Annotated in this window: 15 protein-coding genes, 1 tRNA gene and 1 pseudogene; 12 read left to right on the plus strand and 5 right to left on the minus strand. The window is 69.9% G+C overall.

Going from position 1 to position 18,587, the window contains the following annotated elements; translation table 11 throughout:
* Position 1: 1 nt before the first annotated feature.
* Positions 2-1,243, minus strand: a complete 1,242-nt coding sequence (gene frc, locus ABIE67_RS38945; RefSeq protein WP_370266275.1) for a formyl-CoA transferase — start codon at positions 1,241-1,243, stop codon at positions 2-4.
* A 10-nt stretch (positions 1,244-1,253) separates the two neighbouring features.
* Positions 1,254-2,936: a thiamine pyrophosphate-binding protein gene (locus ABIE67_RS38950; RefSeq protein ID WP_370266276.1), complete on the minus strand. Its 1,683-nt coding sequence runs from the start codon at positions 2,934-2,936 to the stop codon at positions 1,254-1,256.
* 145 nt (positions 2,937-3,081) lie between these two features.
* On the opposite strand from ABIE67_RS38950, the gene sucC reads away from it, so the two are divergent.
* The 4 genes from sucC to ABIE67_RS38970 all read left to right on the plus strand — a co-directional run bounded on the left by sucC (position 3,082) and on the right by ABIE67_RS38970 (position 7,093).
* Entirely contained in the window at positions 3,082-4,215 is a 1,134-nt protein-coding gene (sucC, locus tag ABIE67_RS38955; RefSeq protein WP_370266278.1) for an ADP-forming succinate--CoA ligase subunit beta, read from the plus strand.
* A 14-nt stretch (positions 4,216-4,229) separates the two neighbouring features.
* Complete coding sequence (gene sucD, locus ABIE67_RS38960) at positions 4,230-5,114, plus strand: succinate--CoA ligase subunit alpha (RefSeq protein WP_370266279.1); 885 nt, start codon at positions 4,230-4,232, stop codon at positions 5,112-5,114.
* Between the two features lie 174 nt (positions 5,115-5,288).
* Positions 5,289-6,830: an aldehyde dehydrogenase family protein gene (locus ABIE67_RS38965; RefSeq protein ID WP_370266281.1), complete on the plus strand. Its 1,542-nt coding sequence runs from the start codon at positions 5,289-5,291 to the stop codon at positions 6,828-6,830.
* A gap of 178 nt (positions 6,831-7,008) precedes the next feature.
* Positions 7,009-7,093 (plus strand) — tRNA-Leu (locus tag ABIE67_RS38970).
* 114 nt (positions 7,094-7,207) lie between these two features.
* Here the strand turns inward: ABIE67_RS38970 and ABIE67_RS38975 are convergent.
* The gene (locus ABIE67_RS38975) at positions 7,208-8,035 is read right to left on the minus strand and encodes an SDR family oxidoreductase (RefSeq protein WP_370266282.1); all 828 of its coding nucleotides are present in this window, start codon (positions 8,033-8,035) and stop codon (positions 7,208-7,210) included.
* 95 nt (positions 8,036-8,130) lie between these two features.
* Here ABIE67_RS38975 and ABIE67_RS38980 point away from each other — a divergent pair, with 95 nt between their 5' ends.
* Positions 8,131-8,745 (plus strand): TetR/AcrR family transcriptional regulator, encoded by a 615-nt coding sequence (locus ABIE67_RS38980; RefSeq protein ID WP_370266283.1) that lies wholly within the window; start codon positions 8,131-8,133, stop codon positions 8,743-8,745.
* Positions 8,746-8,760: 15 nt separating this feature from the next.
* Here ABIE67_RS38980 and ABIE67_RS38985 read toward each other — a convergent pair whose 3' ends face one another.
* On the minus strand, positions 8,761-9,192 hold the full coding sequence (locus tag ABIE67_RS38985) for a MarR family winged helix-turn-helix transcriptional regulator (RefSeq protein WP_370266284.1): 432 nt from the start codon (positions 9,190-9,192) through the stop codon (positions 8,761-8,763).
* 147 nt (positions 9,193-9,339) lie between these two features.
* Between ABIE67_RS38985 and ABIE67_RS38990 the strand changes: the two genes are divergently transcribed.
* The 4 genes and pseudogenes from ABIE67_RS38990 to fusA all read left to right on the plus strand — a co-directional run bounded on the left by ABIE67_RS38990 (position 9,340) and on the right by fusA (position 13,243).
* Complete coding sequence (locus ABIE67_RS38990; RefSeq protein WP_370266285.1) at positions 9,340-10,557, plus strand: cytochrome P450; 1,218 nt, start codon at positions 9,340-9,342, stop codon at positions 10,555-10,557.
* A 31-nt stretch (positions 10,558-10,588) separates the two neighbouring features.
* Positions 10,589-10,788 (plus strand): annotated as a pseudogene (locus ABIE67_RS38995) (ferredoxin).
* A 106-nt stretch (positions 10,789-10,894) separates the two neighbouring features.
* A complete protein-coding gene (locus tag ABIE67_RS39000; RefSeq protein ID WP_370266286.1) occupies positions 10,895-11,047 on the plus strand; it encodes a hypothetical protein in 153 nt (50 codons plus the stop codon).
* 147 nt (positions 11,048-11,194) lie between these two features.
* On the plus strand, positions 11,195-13,243 hold the full coding sequence (fusA, locus tag ABIE67_RS39005) for an elongation factor G (protein ID WP_370266287.1): 2,049 nt from the start codon (positions 11,195-11,197) through the stop codon (positions 13,241-13,243).
* 66 nt (positions 13,244-13,309) lie between these two features.
* On the opposite strand, the gene ABIE67_RS39010 is transcribed toward fusA, so the two are convergent.
* Entirely contained in the window at positions 13,310-15,121 is a 1,812-nt protein-coding gene (locus ABIE67_RS39010; protein ID WP_370266288.1) for a coagulation factor 5/8 type domain-containing protein, read from the minus strand.
* 207 nt (positions 15,122-15,328) lie between these two features.
* On the opposite strand from ABIE67_RS39010, the gene ABIE67_RS39015 reads away from it, so the two are divergent.
* Genes ABIE67_RS39015 through ABIE67_RS39025 form a run of 3 tightly spaced genes read left to right on the plus strand, consistent with a single transcriptional unit; the run spans position 15,329 to position 18,490 of the window.
* Positions 15,329-16,648 carry a sugar ABC transporter substrate-binding protein gene (locus ABIE67_RS39015; RefSeq protein WP_370266289.1) on the plus strand — a complete coding sequence of 440 codons (1,320 nt, stop codon included), beginning with the start codon at positions 15,329-15,331 and terminating at the stop codon, positions 16,646-16,648.
* Between the two features lie 5 nt (positions 16,649-16,653).
* Positions 16,654-17,643: a carbohydrate ABC transporter permease gene (locus ABIE67_RS39020; protein WP_370266291.1), complete on the plus strand. Its 990-nt coding sequence runs from the start codon at positions 16,654-16,656 to the stop codon at positions 17,641-17,643.
* Between the two features lie 7 nt (positions 17,644-17,650).
* Positions 17,651-18,490 carry a carbohydrate ABC transporter permease gene (locus ABIE67_RS39025; RefSeq protein ID WP_370269367.1) on the plus strand — a complete coding sequence of 280 codons (840 nt, stop codon included), beginning with the start codon at positions 17,651-17,653 and terminating at the stop codon, positions 18,488-18,490.
* Positions 18,491-18,587 lie beyond the last annotated feature (97 nt).

Here is an 18,587-nt window from a genome sequence, read left to right on the forward strand (position 1 = left end):
GTCAGATCACTCCGTTCGACTTGAGCAGGCGCAGCTCCTCGTCACCGAGGCCGAGCTCGCCGATGTAGACCTCTTCGTTGTGCTGGCCGAGCAGCGGTGAACTGGACACCTCGACGGGGGAGTCGGAGAGCTTGAGCGGGCTGCCGACGGTCACGAACTCGCCCCGCTCAGGGTGCGGCACGGTGACGACCATCTCGTTGGCGACCAGCGAGGAGTCCTCGATGATCTCCTTGGTCGACAGGATCGGTCCGCACGGGATGTTGTGGGCGTTGAGCCGCTCCAGCACCTCCCACTTGGGCAGGGTCGAGGACCACTCCTCGATCAGCTGGAACATCTTGTTGAGCTTGGGCAGCCGCGCCTCCGGCGTCGCCCACTCGGGGTCGTCGGCGAGTTCGGGCCGGCCGATGAGCTCGCTGATCGGCTGCCAGCCGACGGGCTGCACGATGACGTATACGTAGTCGTTCGGGCCGCCCGGCGCGCACCTGACCGCCCAGCCGGGCTGACCGCCGCCGGACGCGTTTCCCGAGCGGGGAACTTCCGTGCCGAAGTCCTCGTTCGGATATTCAGCAAGCGGCCCATGTGCCAGGCGTTGCTGGTCCCTCAGCTTCACCCGGCACAGGTTGAGTACAGCGTGCTGCATGGCCACGTTGACCCGCTGCCCACGCCCGGTGTTCTCGCGCTGGAACAGCGCCGCGAGAATCCCCGCGACGGCGTGCACACCCGTCCCCGAGTCGCCGATCTGGGCTCCGGTCGCCAGCGGCGGCCCGTCCTCGAAACCGGTGGTCGACATCGACCCGCCCATGGCCTGCGCGACGACCTCGTACGCCTTGAAGTTGGTGTACGGGCCGTCACCGAACCCCTTGATGGAGGCATAGACGATACGCGGATTGATCTCCTGGATGCGGTCCCAGGTGAAGCCCATCCGGTCGACCGCGCCCGGTCCGAAGTTCTCGACCATGACGTCGGAACGCCGGATCAGCTCGGTGAGGATCTCCTTGCCGCGCTCGGTCTTGGTGTTGAGGGTGATGCTCCGCTTGTTGCAGTTGAGCATCGTGAAATAGAGCGAGTCGACGTCGGGGACGTCGCGCAACTGCTTGCGCGTGATGTCACCGGTCGGCGCCTCCAGCTTGACGACGTCAGCGCCGAGCCAGGCGAGCAGTTGGGTGGCGGAGGGACCGGACTGGACATGGGTCATGTCCAGGACGCGGATGCCTTCGAGAGCCTTGGTCGACGTACCAGTCATGAAGGCCTCCTCACTTGTACATGGTCTGGTTCATGGTTCCGGGGGCGTACGCGTCGGGGTCGACCCAGACGTTGATCAGCGACGGCTTCCCGGACTCGCGGGCGCGCCGCAGCGCGGGGCCGATGTCGGCGGGGTCACGGACCTCCTCGCCGTAACCGCCCAGCATCTGCGCGAACTTGTCGTAGTGGACGTCGCCGAGGGTGTTGCCGACCCGCTCGCGCTCCAGGCCGTACTTCTGGGCCTGGCCGTAGCGGATCTGGTTCATGGAGGAGTTGTTGCCGACGATGCCGACGAAGGGGAGGTCGTAGCGGACGAGAGTCTCGAAGTCCCAGCCGGTGAGGGAGAACGCGCCGTCGCCGAACAGCGCGACGACCTCCTTGTCCGGTCGCGCCTGTTTGGCCGCGAGCACGAACGGCACCCCGACGCCGAGCGTGCCGAGGGGGCCCGGGTCCATCCAGTGCCCGGGCGACTTGGGCTGCACGACCTGACCGGAGAAGGTGACGATGTCGCCGCCGTCGCCGATGTAGATCGAGTCCTCGGTGAGGAAGTCGTTGATCTCGCTGACCAGCCGGTACGGGTGGATCGGTGAGGCGTCCGACCTCAGGCTCGGCAGCCGCTTCTCCAGGGCGGTCTGCTCGGCCGCGCGCAGCTCGTCGAGCCACTCCTTGCGCTTGGACGCACCGCCGTTGACGCGTCCGGAGGCGGCCTCGGTCACCGACTTCAGCACCAGCCCGGCGTCGCCCACGATCCCGAGGTCGATGTCGCGGTTCTTGCCGACGGTGCGGTAGTCGAGGTCGATCTGCACGACGGTCGCGTCCGGCGACAGCCGCTTGCCGTAGCCCATGCGGAAGTCGAAGGGCGTGCCGACGATGACGATGACATCGGCGTTGGAGAAGGCGTACCGGCGTGACAGCTGGAAGTGGTGCGGGTCGCCGGGCGGGAGCGTGCCGCGGCCGGCGCCGTTCATGTAGGCGGGGATGTTGAGGGTGCGGACGAGGTCGATGGCCGCCTCGGTGCCGCGTGTCGTCCACACCTGGCTGCCGAGCAGGATGGCCGGCTTCTCGGCGTGGACCAGCAGGTCGGCGAGCTTCTCGATGGCCTCGGGGTCGCCGGCCGAGCGGGTGGAGGCACGGTAGGCGCCCTCCTTGGGCACGCGCGCCTTGCTCACCGGCACCTTGGCGTCGAGGACGTCGCGCGGGATCTCCAGGAAGGAGGGCCCGGGCGCGCCGTGGTAGCACTCGCGGAACGCCATCGACACCATGTCCGCCGCGCGCGCCGTGTCCGGCACGGCCGCCGCGAACTTGGTGATCGGCGTCATCATGTCGACGTGCGGCAGGTCCTGGAGGGACCCCATCTTGTGCTGGGTGAGGGCGCCCTGGCCGCCGATGAGCAGCATCGGGGACTCGGCGCGGAAGGCGTTGGCGACACCGGTGACGGCGTCGGTGGTGCCGGGACCCGCGGTGACGACCGCGCAGCCGGGCTTGCCGGTGATGCGGGCGTAACCGTCGGCGGCATGGGCGGCGACCTGCTCGTGACGGACGTCGACGACCTCGATGCCCTCGTCGACGCAGCCGTCGTAGATGTCGATGATGTGGCCGCCGCACAGGGTGTAGATGCGGTCGACCCCCTCGGCCTTCAGCGCCTTGGCAACGAGATGACCACCGGAAATGACGTCCTGGGTGTCGTCGGGCATGGCGAAGTCCTGTCCCTTCGTAGGGGGTTGGAACGGCTCTCGCGGTACATTGCATACAGTCGACGAATACTGTATGAACCTTGTTATCCCGCATCCGGTGGGTGGTGTCCAGGGGGCGTGCGGCACTTTTGAGTCAGGAGCCGGAATGGACCTGTACGAACACCAGGCAAGGGAACTCTTCGAGGAACACGGCATCTTGGTGCCGAGGGCAGAGGTGACGGACTCACCCAAGGAAGCCCGCGAGATCGCACGCCGACTCGGCGGCCGGGTCGTGGTAAAGGCGCAGGTCAAGGTCGGTGGCCGGGGCAAGGCGGGCGGCGTGAAGCTCGCCGCGGACCCCGCGGCCGCCGAGATCACGGCACGCCAGATCCTCGGCATGGACATCAAGGGCCACACCGTCGGCAAGGTGATGCTGGCCCAACCCGTGGACATCGAGACCGAGTTCTACGTGTCCTATGTACTCGACCGCGCGGCGGGCGTCTTCCTCGCCATCGCCTCGGCCGAAGGCGGCATGGAGATCGAGGAGGTGGCCGCCACCCGACCCGAGGCCGTGGCCCGCATCGCCATCGACCCCGCCGAGGGCGTCACCTCCGCGAAGGCGGGCGAGATCGCCGAGGCGGCCGGACTGCCGCCGCAGACCGTCGACGTGCTCGTCCGGCTCTGGGAGGTGCTGGTCCGTGAGGACGCCCTCCTGGTCGAGGTGAACCCGCTCGTGCGCACCGCGCAGGGACAGATCCTCGCCCTCGACGGCAAGGTCACCCTCGACGACAACGCCCGCTTCCGGCAGGCACGTTGGGGCGCCGACGGTGTCGAGCACGACGACGCGCTGGAGGCGGCGGCCGCCGCCAAGGGCCTCAACTACGTCAAGCTCGACGGCGAGGTCGGCATCATCGGCAACGGCGCCGGACTCGTCATGTCGACCCTCGACGTCGTAGCGGGCTGCGGCGCCCGTCCCGCCAACTTCCTCGACATCGGCGGCGGAGCGTCGGCCCGGATCATGGCCGACGGCCTCTCCGTCATCCTCTCCGACCCGGCCGTGAAATCGGTCTTCGTCAACGTCTTCGGCGGGATCACCGCGTGCGACGCGGTCGCCGACGGCATCGTGCAGGCCCTGGACAGCGTCCAGTTGACCAAGCCGCTCGTCGTACGCCTCGACGGCAACAACGCCGCCCGGGGGCGCGCCATCCTCGACGACCGCGCCCACCCGCTGGTCCAGCAGGCCACCACCATGGACGGCGCCGCCCAGCGGGCCGCCCGACTCGCCGCCGCCACAGCCTGAGGAGACATGACGACATGGCCATCTACCTCACCAAGGAGAGCAAGGTCCTCGTCCAGGGCATGACCGGCGGCGAGGGCATGAAGCACACCCGGCGCATGCTCGCCGCGGGCACGAACGTCGTCGGCGGCGTCAACCCGCGCAAGGCGGGTCGGACCGTCGACTTCGACGACCGGGCCGTCCCCGTCTTCGGCTCGGTCGCCGACGGCATCCGCGCGACCGGCGCCGACGCGACCGTGGTCTTCGTGCCGCCCGCCTTCGCCAGGGCGGCCGTCGTCGAGGCCGCCGACGCCGGCATCGGACTCGCCGTCGTGATCACGGAGGGCATCCCGGTCCACGACTCCGTCGCCTTCACCTCGTACGCGAAGACCAAGGGCACCCGCGTCATCGGCCCCAACTGCCCCGGCCTGATCACCCCCGGCCAGTCCAACGCGGGCATCATCCCGCCCGACATCACCAAGCCCGGCCGCATCGGCCTGGTCTCCAAGTCCGGCACACTCACCTACCAACTCATGTACGAACTCCGCGACATCGGCTTCTCGACCTGCGTCGGCATCGGCGGCGACCCGGTCGTCGGCACGACCCACATCGACTGCCTGGCCGCCTTCCAGGACGACCCCGACACCGAACTCGTCGTCCTCATCGGAGAGATCGGCGGCGACGCGGAGGAACGCGCGGCCGCGTACATCCGAGACCACGTCACCAAGCCCGTCGTCGGCTACATCGCCGGCTTCACCGCCCCCGAGGGCAAGACCATGGGCCACGCGGGCGCGATCGTGTCCGGCTCGTCCGGCACCGCGGCGGCGAAGAAGGAAGCGCTGGAGGCGGTAGGGGTACGGGTCGGCGGCACGCCCACCGAGACCGCACGGCTGGTGCTGGACCGCCTGGGCGTCGAGGTGTGACGTCGCGCATGGCGGAGGCGAGATCGGTTTCACGAGTGGCCGCCCCTCGCCGACACCCGCCCCAGCCTTGTACGTCCCCCGCGTTCATGCGCCATGTACGTCCGCCGCGTACGTCCGCCACGTTCATGCGCCATGTACGACCGCCCCCGACTGTGCACCGAGAGCGGAGACCCGATGGCAACCAACCTCACCCTCAAATCAGGCACCTCCTGGACCGACGCCTGGCAGCGATGCCTCACCGTCGCCCCGGAGGCCTTCCGGGACGACCGTGTCCTCAACCTCTGGAACTCCACCTGGCAGGCGGACGGCCGACCGCTGCCCGCCACCAGCCCCGTCGACGGCACCCCGATCGCCGGCCCGCCGCGCCTGGACCGGGCCACCGCCCACCAGGCCGTACGCGCCTCGCTCGACCAGCACCGCGCGTGGCGGCACATCCCGCTGGATGAGCGCCGCGCCCGTGTCGCGGCCACGCTCGACGCCCTTACCCAGCACCGGAACCTGCTCGCCCTGCTCCTCGTCTGGGAGATCGGCAAGCCGTGGCGACTCGCGCAGGCGGACGTCGACCGGGCCATCGACGGCGTGCGCTGGTACGTCGACGGCATCGAACCGATGGTCGCGGGCCGTGCCCCACTGGACGGCCCGGTATCGAACGTGGCGAGCTGGAACTACCCCATGAGCGTGCTCGTTCACGCAGTGTTGGTACAGGCATTGGCAGGCAACGCGGTCATCGCCAAGACCCCGACCGATGGCGGTGTCGCCTGCCTGACCCTGGCCTGCGCGCTCGCCGCCCGCGAGGGGATTCCCGTCACCCTCGTCAGCGGCAGCGGAGGCGAGCTGTCGGAGGCGCTGGTGCGGGCGCCCGAGATCGGCTGCGTCTCCTTCGTCGGCGGCCGCGACACCGGCGCCGCGGTGGCCACGGCAGTCGCCGACCTCGGCAAACGGCACGTACTCGAACAGGAGGGACTCAACACCTGGGGCATCTGGAACTACACGGACTGGGACGCGCTCACAGCGGTCGTACCCAAGCTCTTCGACTACGGCAAACAACGCTGCACGGCGTACCCGCGCTTCGTCGTCCAGCGTGAGCTGTTCGACGAGTTCCTGGCGGCGTACCTCCCGGCGGTGCGCAGGCTCAGGGTCGGGCATCCGCTGGCGGTCGAGAAGGAGGAGGACCCCTGCCCGCAGCTGGACTTCGGTCCGGTGATCAACGCGGCCAAGGCGAAGGAACTCCACGACCAGGTCGCGGAGGCCGTCGACCGCGGCGCCGTCCCGCTGCACCGGGGCAGCCTGTCGGACGCTCGCTTCCTGCCCGGCCAGGACACGTCGGCGTACGTTCAGCCGGTCACGCTGCTGAACCCGCCCCCGTCTTCGCCGCTCCACCACGCGGAGCCGTTCGGCCCGGTCGACACCATTGTCCTGGTCGACACCGAGGCGGAGCTGCTGGCGGCGATGAACGCGTCCAACGGCGCGCTCGTCGCCACCCTGTCCACGGACGACCGGGAGACGTACGACCGCCTGGCCCCCCAGATCCGGGCGTTCAAGGTCGGCCGTGGCAAGCCACGCTCCCGTGGCGACCGCGACGAGCTGTTCGGCGGCTTCGGCGCGTCCTGGCGCGGGGCGTTCGTCGGCGGCGAGCTGCTCGTGCGCGCGGTGACCCTGGGGCCGGCGGGGGAGCGGCTGCCCGGGAACTTCCCGGACTACCACCTCATGCCATGACGGGGCTGGTGGCGCCCGCCCCGCGTGGGTGCCACCGGCGTGCTGTCGACCTCACCCCGCCGCACGGCCCGCGGTGACCCTCCGGCGCACGGATATGCAGGTGAAAGGCACTCCGAAACCTTGGTATTGTTGTCCACGTCGCCGAGGGGAACACCCCCGGCAAGGCGGCAGACACCTAGTCCGGGTGGCGGAATGGCAGACGCGCTAGCTTGAGGTGCTAGTGCCCTTTATCGGGCGTGGGGGTTCAAGTCCCCCCTCGGACACAGATTGTTTCTGGTTCATGCGGGTCGAGGGTTTCCTCGGCCCGCATGAGCTGTTTTGTGGCGCCGGGGGGCGTCGGTCAGGCACTGTGGTCCGGTCAGGCACCGGGGTCCTGGTCAGGCGGCGCGGTTCGGTCGGCCGGCGTGCAGGGCCGCGACGACACCGCCGTCGACGAGAAGGTCGGTGCCGCTGACGAAGGCCGAGTCCGGGCCGAGCAAGAACGCGGCCGCGGCGGCGATGTCGGCCGGTGTGCCCAGCCGTCCGGCGGCGGAGGCGTCGATCATCGCGCGCATGGCGGTGCCGCTGTCGCCCGCCAGTTCCTGCTGCCCCATGGGAGTGGAGATGACGCCGGGACTGATCGAGTTGATCCGGGCCCCGCGCCTGCCCCACGTCACCGCGGCCGCCTGGACGCGCAGGTGGTTGGCGCGTTTGGCGAGGCCGTAGCCGGCGGCGCCGGAGGTCACCTGGGCGAGGAACGGCAGATCGAGCAGTTCGTCGGCGGGGGTGTGGGCGAGAGCCCGCTCCTGCTCGGCATCGAGGGGAGCGGTCAGATGACCGGCCATGCTGGAGAGGACGACGCCGGCCCCGCCCTGGGCGACGACCCGCCCGAACTCCTCCAGGGTCAGCGCCACGCCGAGTAGGTCGACCGCGAGGATCGCGTCGACGGGCGCCTGCACCGGGGAGAGTCCCGCCGTGTGGACGACCTCGGTGACCTTGCCGAGTCCCGCCGCCCGTTCGGCGAGGTCGGCCACCGAGGCACGGGAGGAGACATCGACGCGGGAGGTCACGACGTCGTATCCCTCGCCGCGCAGCGCCTCGGCCGCGGTGCTCAGTATCCTCTCGTCGAAGTCGGCGAGCAGGACCTTCTTGCCCGCACCCTGACGCCGGGCGATGCTCTGTCCCATTCCGCCCACACCGATGACGACCAGAGTGTCGACGCTCATGTGGTGCCCTCCTCCATATGGTGCCCTGCTTGGAGCTCAATACATTACGGACCGTTCCGTAATTGAATGCAATACCCAGCCTCTACGATGGGGGCATGGCAGAGGTACGTCGACGAGGGCGGCCCCGCAATGCGACCGCTGACCGGGCCATCCTCGAAGCAACGCGGGAGTTGCTCGTCGAGCACGGCTACGCGGGGCTGTCCATGGAAGGGGTGGCCGCGCGGACCGGCGTCGGCAAGCCGACCGTGTACCGGCGTTGGCCCTCCAAGGGTGTCCTCGTCGCCGAAGCGGTCAACCACGGTTTCCTGACCGCTGCGCCCGGACACGGCGTCGGCCTGCCCGACACCGGCGACATCGAGGACGACCTCCGTGAGTGGCTGCGCGGCTACGCCGTCCTGGCCGCGGACCCCCGCCACACCCCTCTCGTACTGGCCCTGACCGCTGCCGCGGCGGAGAATCCGCGTGACGCCGAGGTCCTCTACCAGCAGCTCACCGGCCCCCGGCACGAGGCACTCGTGGAGCGGCTGCGTCGCGCTGTGGACGCCGGTCAGGTGCGGGCCGACGCGGACCTCGACGCCGTCGCCGACGCCGTCACCGGTGCTCTGCTCTACCAGCTCCTGACCGGAAACGCCGCAGCCTCGGAGCGACGGGCCGCCGCGCTGGTCGACATCCTCCTCGGCGGGCTTCGCGCCACCCCCGGCGGGGCCTGAACCGGCTGTCGGCTGTCAGCCGTCCTCGTCGTCCAAGCCGTCCGAATCGCCCGCACCCCTCGGCCAGGGCCGCCCAGTGATCCGTTCGATGTCGGTGTGGAACTGCCGTAGGTCGGCGATGAACCGGTCCAGGCGCTCGGGAGTCCAGTCGGCCACCACGGTGGACAGGCTGGTGACGATTCCCTCGCGTTGTTCCGAGAGGAGCCTGAGGCCCTCCTCGGTGATGCGGAACTTGCGGGCCACTCCGCCGGCCGGGTCGAGTGTCCGCTCCACCAGGCCGTTGCGCAGGAGGGCCGAGGTCTGGCGGGTGAACGTCGACGCGGCGAGTCCGAAGGCCTCGACGAAGTCCGGGATGGACATCGGGCCCTGGGTCTCCAGCCTGGTGAGGAGAACGTAGGCGCTCTGGTCCAGCGGGTCCCCGCCGCGTGGCCCCCGGGGTGCGCGCATCTCCTGTGCCGGGTGAGGATCAGCAGCCTCGCTCGATGCGTTCCGCGGCCTCTCGGGCGCCCAAGCCGCTCTCCTTCCCGGCCGTACGGCCAAGTCCCCAGGTCCCCACGTCAGCGGGTCCCCACGTCCCATGCAAGGTGATGCCAGATGCGCGAGAACGAGCTTCTTCGGCTGCCGCTGCCCAGCGACAACCCCTTGGAGCCGCCGGCCGAATGGGAGCGACTGCGCCGCCGGTGCCCGGTGACCACCGTTGAACTCCCCAGCGGCGACAAGGCGACCTATCTGACCCGGTACGACCACGTCAAAGCCCTGCTGTCCGACGCCCGTTTCGTCCGCCCGACCGCCGAGGACGTGGGCGCCGCCCGGATCGCCCCCGAAGGAGCCGGTGGTCCCGCCGCCGACGGAAGCACGACCCTGGCCCTGCCCGACCGGGGTGAGCCGCACCTGCGGTGGCGACGGCAGGTGGGCAAGTACTTCACCGCCAAGCGCATGACGGCCCTGCGCCCCGGCATGGTGCGGACCGCCGAGGGCCTCGTCGACGACATGGTCCGCCGCGGGCAGCCCGCCGACCTCAAGGCCGGCCTCGGCTTCCCGCTGCCCGTCTACGTCATCTGCGACATCCTGGGCGTCTCCGCCACCGACCGGGACTGCTTCTCGCACTGGTCCGACGCCTTCCTCAACGTCAGCCGCTGCACCGGTGACCAGACCCGGGCGGCGTACGCCGAATTCGCCGAGTACATGTCCGAGCACATCGCCGCCACGCGCGCCGAGCCCGGCGAGGACCTGATCAGCATGGTGATCCGGGAGAGCGAGGGCGAGGGCCGGGGGCTGACCGACGACGAGCTGCTCGGCACCGCCATGGGGCTCCTGGTCGCCGGGCACGAGACCACCGCGAACATGATCGGCAAGATGGTCGCCATGCTGCTCGCCGACCGCACCCGGTGGGAGCGCCTGCTCGCCGACCCCTCCCTGGTGCGTACCGCGGTCGACGAGGCGCTGCGCTTCGACGCCAACCTCGGCTTCGGCATCCGGCGTTACCTCACCGAGGACGTGGAGGGCGACGGCGAGCTGCTGCCGAGCGGCACCACCGTCGTGTGCAGCATGCCCGCCGCCAACCGGGACGAGCGGGTCTTCACCGACGCGGACGACATGGTGCTGTCCCGGTCCCCGAACCCCCATCTCACCTTCGGCGCCGGACCGCATTCCTGCCTCGGGCAGAGCCTGGCCCGCACCGAACTCCAGGTCACCCTGGAGGTCCTCCTCCGCAAGCTGCCGAACCTTCGACTGGGCGTACCCGTCGATGACTTGAAGCGGGTGGAGGGCCTTCTCGTCGGCGGGTTGCGCACCGTGCCCGTGCGGTGGTGACGGCTCCCTCGTCGGAAGGTAGGCAACAGCCGTGAAAGTCCACGTGGACTGAGCCGCTGCTGCGGCGCCGGCCAGTGTGTACTGGTCGCATCCGAGGTCTTCGACCAGTGTGACGAGGACGGGATGGTCACGCTCCTCGAACCGAGCCCCGCCGCCGACCTGCACGCAGCTGTACGCGAGGCTGCCGCGGTCTGCCCCGCCTCGGCCATCACGATCGACGACGACCACTGAAAATCAGCTGCTTCGACCCCGCCCGGCTCCCTACACTCACCACGCAGCAACGCGCCGCGCATCCATCAGCGGCGCGTCACCGTGACGAGTCGAGGGGAGCCGGGCCGTGTGTGACCGCACCGCCGTCGTCGTCTCCCCCTTCCGGTACGCCTGCCCCTCCCAGCACGTCTCCCCTTCCCGGTACGACGTGATCCTCGTGTCCTGGTCCTCCCGGTGCCCGCTGCGCGGCCGGCACCGGATGCCCGTGACGAGCATCTGAGAGCGCCCGAACACGTCAACACCCCTGTCTCCTCCCGATCCTGATCGGGCGGCAGGTCGTGCTCACGTGCGTGCACGCAACACGTCCGGGAATCGCGCTGACCCTTTTCGTTCTGGATCAACCGGATCATCCGAAAGGCCAAGGGCCGTGCGCACCAACCTCAACACCCTCGCCGTCGTCCGCAACCTGGGCATCCTCGCCCACGTCGACGCCGGCAAGACCACCGTCACCGAGCGGATCCTGTACGCCACCGGGACCACCCACAAGCGGGGCGAGGTCCACGACGGCACGACCGTCACCGACTTCGACCCGCAGGAACGCGATCGCGGCATCACCATCTTCGCCGCGGCCGTCAGCTGCGCCTGGGACGGTCACCGGATCAACCTCATCGACACGCCCGGGCACGTCGACTTCGCAGACGAGGTGGAGCGTTCGCTGCGTGTCCTGGACGGCGCGGTCGCGGTCTTCGACGCCGTCGCGGGCGTCGAGCCGCAGAGCGAGTCGGTGTGGCGGCAGGCCGATCGGCACGGTGTGCCGAGGATCGCCTTCGTCAACAAGCTGGACCGTGCCGGGGCCGACCTCGACACGGCGGTCGCCTCGATCCGGGAACGGCTGCATCCGGCGCCGCTGGTCGTGCAGTTGCCCATCGGCGCAGAGGACGGGTTCCGCGGCGTCGTCGACCTCGTACGGATGCGGGCGCTGGTGTGGGCCGACGGCGCCGACACGGCCGTAGAGGAACAAGTGCCCGAGGGAATGCGGGAGGAGGCGTGGCGGCGTCGGCGGCTGTTGGAGAAGGCGGTGGCCGAGCTGCATGCCGGTGCGCTGGAGGAGTTCTGCGCGCGGTCGGCGCTCTCGCCGGAGACCCTGGTCGCCGCCCTGCGCGAGCTGACGCGCAGTGGTGACGGGCTGGTCGTGCTGTGCGGCTCGGCGTACCGCAACCGCGGTGTCGAGCCGCTGCTCGACGCGGTCGTGGCGTATCTGCCCTCGCCGCTGGACGTACCGGCCGTACGCGGCCTGCGCGACGACGTGGAGGAGGAGCGGCCCGCCGATCCGTCGGCGCCGTTCGCGGCGCTGGCGTTCAAGGTGAGCGCGACCTCGACCGGGCGGTTGACCTACCTGCGGGTGTACTCGGGAACGATCGAGAAGGGAGGCGTCGTGTTCGACGCGGGCACGCGGCGCACCGAGCGGATCGGGCGGATCCTGCGGGTCCAGGCCGACCGGCACGCCCACGTGGACCGGGCGGTCGCCGGGGACATCGTGGCGGTGGTCGGCCTGAAGTCGGCCCGCGCGGGATCCACCCTCTGCGCACCGGACGCCCCGCTCGTCCTCGAACCGCCCGGTGTGGCCGACCCGGTGGTGTCCGTGGCGGTCGAGGCGCGCAGGTCCACCGACACCGACCGGCTGGCAGCCGCGCTGGCACGGCTGGTGGACGAGGACCCGTCGCTGGTCGTCCGGACCGACGCCGAGACCGGCCAGACGGTGCTGTCCGGCATGGGCGAACTGCATCTGGAGGTCGCGGTGGAGAAGATCCGGCGGGACCTCGGGCTGGACGTCAACGTCGGCCGCCCCCGTGTGGCCTACCGCGAGACGGTCGGCCGAGGGGTGTCCGGCTTCGTCTTCCGGCACGTCAAACAGGACGGCGGGGCAGGGCAGTTCGCCCATGTCGTCCTCGACGTCGAGCCTCTGGAGACGGAGTCCGGCTTCGAGTTCCGCTCGGCCGTCGTCGGCGGTCGGGTGCCGCAGGAGTACGTCCGTGCCGTGGAGGCCGGCTGCCGGGACGCCCTCGCCGAGGGCCCGCTCGGCGGTCACCCGGTGACCGGACTGCGCGTCACGCTCACCGACGGGTCGACCCATGTGAAGGACTCCTCCGACACGGCGTTCCGCACCGCCGGCCGACTCGGCCTCCGCGATGCCCTGCGCGCCTGCGCGATGGTCCTCCTGGAGCCGGTCGTCGAGGTCACGGTCACCGTGCCGGAGGACGCCGTCGGCGGAGTCCTCGGCGACCTGGCGGCTCGGCGCGGCCGGGTCTCGGGCTCCGTCACCCGGGCGGGCGCGGCGGTCGTCACGGCGACCGTGCCGCTGGCCGAGCTGTTCGGCTACGCGACGCGGTTGCGCAGCCGGACGCAGGGCCGCGGCACGTTCACGGCCCGGCCCACCGGCTATGCGCCGGCGCCCGTCACGGCGCCGGCCCGGTGACCGACGGGGCGGCCCCACCCGTACCCGGGTGGGGCCGCCCTCGCGGTGTTGTCCGCGCTGCGGCGCTCAGGGATACGCCACCACCGTCGACGGCACCGTGGACGTTCCCGACGTCGGCGCCCCGGTGTCGTTGATGACGCACTCGTACTGCCCGTTGCCGCCCAGGGAGACCACGAGGAGGTCGTGGAAGCGCACCCCGGGCCGGACGGGGGCGGCGAAGCCGTGGTGCTGCACGATCGAGGGGTTGACGTTGTAGTAGCAGTAACTGCCCAGGCCCCAGCCCTCGTGTGCCGTCACACCGTCGCCGACCTTGTAGGCGGCGTAGCCCTTGATCGAGCCGTTCTGGATGGCGGCCTGGTCCGGGGCGTCGTACGCCTTCTCGTTCTGGAAGAAGATCGTGCGGCCCCGCTGGCCGAACCACTGCACGTCGTACTTGTTGAAGTGCTCGACGAACAGGCCGGTCGCGAGGACGTCGTCGCCGTTGACGACGACACCGTAGTCGGCGCGGTTGGTCTCCCAGCCGACGCCCTCGCCGTGGTCGGCACGCCACACCCAGGTGTGGTCCACGATCGTGTGCCGGCTGTTGATCACCATGCTGGTGGTGGCCTTGCCCGCGCCCGCCCCGCCGATGCGGACGAACACGTCCTGGACACTGATCGGGTTGGCGGAGTGGTCCCTGGAGGCGCCCCGGGGCCCGATCTCCAGCAGGGTCGTGGAGTTGACGGGTCCGGCGTCGACCAGGAAGCCGGCCAGCCGGACTCCGTCGACGTCGGCGACCCGCACGGCCGTGGCGCCGCCCTCGGGGATCAGCGTCGCGTAGCCGAGGCCCAGGACGACGGTGTTCGGCCGGTTCACGCGGAGCGGCTGGTCGACGCGGTAGATGCCCGGAGTGAGCAGGAGGTGCAGTCCCTGGGCGAGTGCCTCGTTCAGCGTGGCCGCCGAGACGCCGGGCCGGGCGACGTAGAACCGCGTCAGGGGCAGCGAGGTGCCTCTCGGGGTGCCGTTTCCCCAGGTGACGCCACGGGCGTTCGTCCGCTTCTCCGGCAGGAGGACCCGGAATTTGTTCCCCTCGACGTACAGGAAAGGCTTCTCGCGCGAGACCGGAGTCGTGTCGAGCGTGGTGTACGGCGGGTTGGGGAAGCTCTGCGCGGGGGCGCCCTCGACTCCGGAGAACACCATGTTCCACACGCCGTTGAGCCAGCTGCCGATCGCGCTGTCCCGGGTGTACCACTGCTGCTGCGAGTACGGTCCGACCTGGCCGTCGATCCGGCTGTCCGCGATGTAGCCGCCGCTCGCCCACCCGTAGCCGGTGGGGGAGAGGTTGAGGCCACCGCGCACATGCATACGGCGGAACGGGGCGGCCTGCGCGACCGCCCACCGGTTGGTGCCGTTGACCGGCACCAGGGCGAGGTTCTCCGCCGAACGCCAGAAGTTCTGTGTGGCGTTGCCGTTGAACCAGCCGGCGTCGACCGTGACGTCGCCGTTGATGGTGGTGTCGTCGGGGGACAGGCCCAGGCCCGCGATCGAGGTGTAGAAGCCGAGTTGGGCGTTGAGGCCGTGGTAGGTGCCGGGTTTGAAGAGCAGGGCGTAGCGGCCGGTGCCGAACTGCGCCGATTCCTGCTGCCGGAACACCTCGTCGAGGCGGGCCTGGATGCCGGGGGTCGACGGGTCGAAGACGAGGACGTTCGGGCCGAGGTTGCCGCCGCCGGGCAGGGCGCGCGGCTTCTTCCGGGCGGACGGGGTGGCCGACGCGGCCGCCGACGACGGCGTGGACACCGCGAGCACGGCAGGCGTGGCCGCCGCCGCGGCGCCGAGCAAGGTGCGGCGGCCGATCGAGGGCTGCCGGGAAGGTGCGGGGGAAGCGGAGGAATCAGACATGGGGCGGCTCTCCTGGTTCAGGAAGTGAACGTCGTGGGGTGCGGGGAGCGCTCTCTCGCCGGTGAATGGTTCAGCTGTAAAACGAAGTAGTCAAGAGGTTGGACGGGAGTCGGGTGACTGTGTCAAAAGCCTTGACGCGGACTCGCCTTGAGGCTTAACTCACGCTCTAAATTAAGCAGCAGTACTCCCGGAAGGGACACCCGAGCCATGCGTACAACGCGAACCGCGGCCGTAGCCGCCGTCACCATGTCTCTGGTCCTGGCCGCCGCGGCCTGCGGAGGCGGTTCGTCGACCGACGGCGGCGGATCCAACGACCGGCCGAAGACGCTGACGTACTGGGCCTCCAACCAGGGCGCGAGCATCGAGGTGGACAAGAAGGTCCTCCAGCCCGAACTCGACAAGTTCGAGAAGCGGACCGGCATCGAGGTGAAACTGGAGGTGGTCCCCTGGTCGGACCTGCTGAACCGCATCCTCACCGCGACGACCTCCGGCCAGGGCCCCGACGTCCTCAACATCGGCAACACCTGGAGCGCCAGCCTCCAGGCCACCGGGGCGCTGCTGCCCTGGGACGAGAAGAACTTCGCCGCGATCGGCGGCAGGGACCGCTTCGTCGACTCCGCGCTCGGATCGACCGGAGCCGAGGGGCAGGACCCGGCCGCCGTGCCGCTGTACTCGATGGCGTACGCGCTCTACTACAACAAGAAGCTGTTCGCCGATGCCGGCATCGCCAAGCCGCCGGCCACCTGGGACGAGCTGATCGCCGACGGCAAGAAGCTCTCCGGGGACGGCAAGTGGGGCCTGGGCGTGGAGGGTTCGAACCCGTCCGAGAACATCCACCACGCCGTCGTCTTCGCCAAGCAGCACGGCGCCGACTTCTTCACCGCCGACGGCAAGCCCGACTTCACCTCCGACCAGGCCGTCGCCGGCGTCAAGCAGTTCGTCGACCTGATGGCCAAGGACAAGATCATCGCCCCGGGCAATGCGGAGTACGCCCAGAACCAGTCCGTCAGCGACTTCGCCAAGGGCAGGACGGCCATGCTGCTGTGGCAGTCGGCGTCCGCCAGCCTCGAGTCGCAGGGCATGAGTGAGGACTCCTACGGCATCGCCCCGGTGCCCGTGCGGTCCGGCACTCCGGGCTCGGGCACCGGCGTCAACTCGATGGTCATGGGCATCAACCTGGCCGTCTTCAAGAACACCGACAACCTCGACGGCGCCACGAAGTTCGTGAAGTTCATGACGAGCGACGCGGAACAGAAGGTCCTCAACGCGGCCTACAGCTCGATCCCGCCGGTCAAGGGCGCGCAGTCGGACACCGCGTTCAACACGCCGGCGAACGCCGTCCTGAAGGACACCCTCGCGGCGAGCGCCGTAGCGGCTCCCCAGGTCGCCGACGAGTCCCAGTTCGAGACGGCGGTCGGTACGGCCGTCAAGGAGCTGTTCGCCGACGCGGCCGCCGGACGCCCGGTGACGGAGGACTCGGTGAAGGCGGCCCTGGAGAAGGCCCAGCAGCAGATGCCGACGAAGTGAGCACCATGACGACCACGGTCCCCACCAAGGCCGCCGTGCGTCACAGTTCCCCCGGGAGGGCGGACGGCCCCCGCCGCCGTCCCGGGCGGATCCGCCGCATCGGACTGCCGTACCTGCTCCTTCTGCCCGCCCTGCTCCTCGAACTCCTGGTCCATCTGGTGCCGATGGTCATCGGCATGGTGATGAGCTTCAAGGAGCTGACGCAGTTCTACATCCGCGACTGGGGTACCGCGCCCTGGTCCGGCCTCGACAACTACCAGGTGTCGGTCGACTTCGACGCCCCGGTGGGCGAGGCGCTGCTGCACTCGTTCCTCGTCACCGTCGGCTTCACCGTGCTGTCGGTCGGCCTGTGCTGGCTGATCGGCACCGCGGCCGCGATATACATGCAGGACACGTTCCGCGGTCGCGGACTGCTCCGGGCCCTGTTCCTCGTCCCGTACGCGCTGCCCGTCTACGCGGCCGTCATCACCTGGGTCTTCATGTTCCAGCACGACAACGGCCTGGTGAACCACGTCCTGCACGACCAGCTCGGCCTCACCGACAAGCCGTCCTTCTGGCTGATCGGCGACAACAGCTTCTGGGCGCTGCTCACCGTGTCGGTGTGGAAGGGCTGGCCGTTCGCCTTCCTCATCGTCATGGCCGGACTCCAGAACATCCCGAGGGAGCTGTACGAGGCGGCCGCCCTGGACGGCGCCGGGATGTGGCAGCAGATCCGCCGGATCACCCTGCCGTCGCTGCGCCCGGTCAACCACGTCCTGGTGCTCGTTCTGTTCCTGTGGACGTTCAACGACTTCAACACGCCGTACGTCCTGTTCGGCAGGGCCGCGCCCGCGGCGGCCGACCTCATCTCGGTGCACATCTACCAGGCGTCGTTCGTCACCTGGAACTTCGGCACCGGCTCCGCCATGTCCGTACTGCTGCTGCTCTTCCTGCTGGTCGTGACGGGCGGGTACCTCGTGCTCACCTCGCGCGGACGGAGGGCCTCCGATGCGTAACTCGCCCATGGCGCCGCCGCGTTCCTTCCTCTGGTCCCGGCGGATCTTCCTCACCCTGCTCGCCGGCTTCGTCCTGGTCCCCGTCCACGTCATGGTCTCCAGCTCGCTCAAGCCGCTGGCGGACGTCTCGGGCGAGTTCCGCTGGCTGCCCAGCGAGCTGACGATCCGCCCGTACATCGACATCTGGTCGACGGTGCCGCTCGCGAAGTACTTCGTGAACTCGCTGATCGTGGCGGGCGCGGCGACGGTCTGCTCGGTGGTGATCGCGGTGTTCGCGGCCTACGCGGTCAGCCGCTACTCCTTCCGCGGCAAGCGCGTCTTCACCGTCACCGTCCTGTCCACCCAGATGTTCCCGGGCATCCTCTTCCTCCTCCCCCTCTTCCTCATCTACGTCAACATCGGCAACGCCACCGGCATCGCCCTGTTCGGCTCGCGCGGCGGCCTGATCCTGACGTATCTGACCTTCTCCCTCCCGTTCTCGATCTGGATGCTGATCGGGTACTTCGACTCGGTGCCGCGCGACCTGGACGAGGCGGCGCTGGTCGACGGCTGCGGACCGCTCGGCGCGCTGTTCCGCGTCGTCGTGCCGGCCGCGGTCCCCGGCATCGTCGCGGTCGCCGTCTACGCCTTCATGACCGCCTGGGGCGAGGTCCTGTTCGCGTCGGTGATGACCAACGACACCACGCGCACCCTCGCCGTCGGCCTCCAGGGCTACTCCACCCTCAACGACGTGTACTGGAACCAGATCATGGCCGCCTCCCTGGTCGTCAGCGTCCCGGTGGTGGCGGGATTCCTGCTGCTCCAGCGTTATCTGGTCGCCGGCCTGACCGCGGGCGCCGTCAAGTGACCGCCCGCCCCCGACCGATCAGCACCCCCGACCGATCAGCACCCCCGACCCGACCGATCAGTCCGCACCCCACCAGCACCCCCCATCCCGAAGGGAT

The organism is Streptomyces sp. V4I8 (assembly GCF_041261225.1).
In the GTDB taxonomy this organism is placed as follows: Bacteria; Actinomycetota; Actinomycetes; order Streptomycetales; family Streptomycetaceae; genus Streptomyces.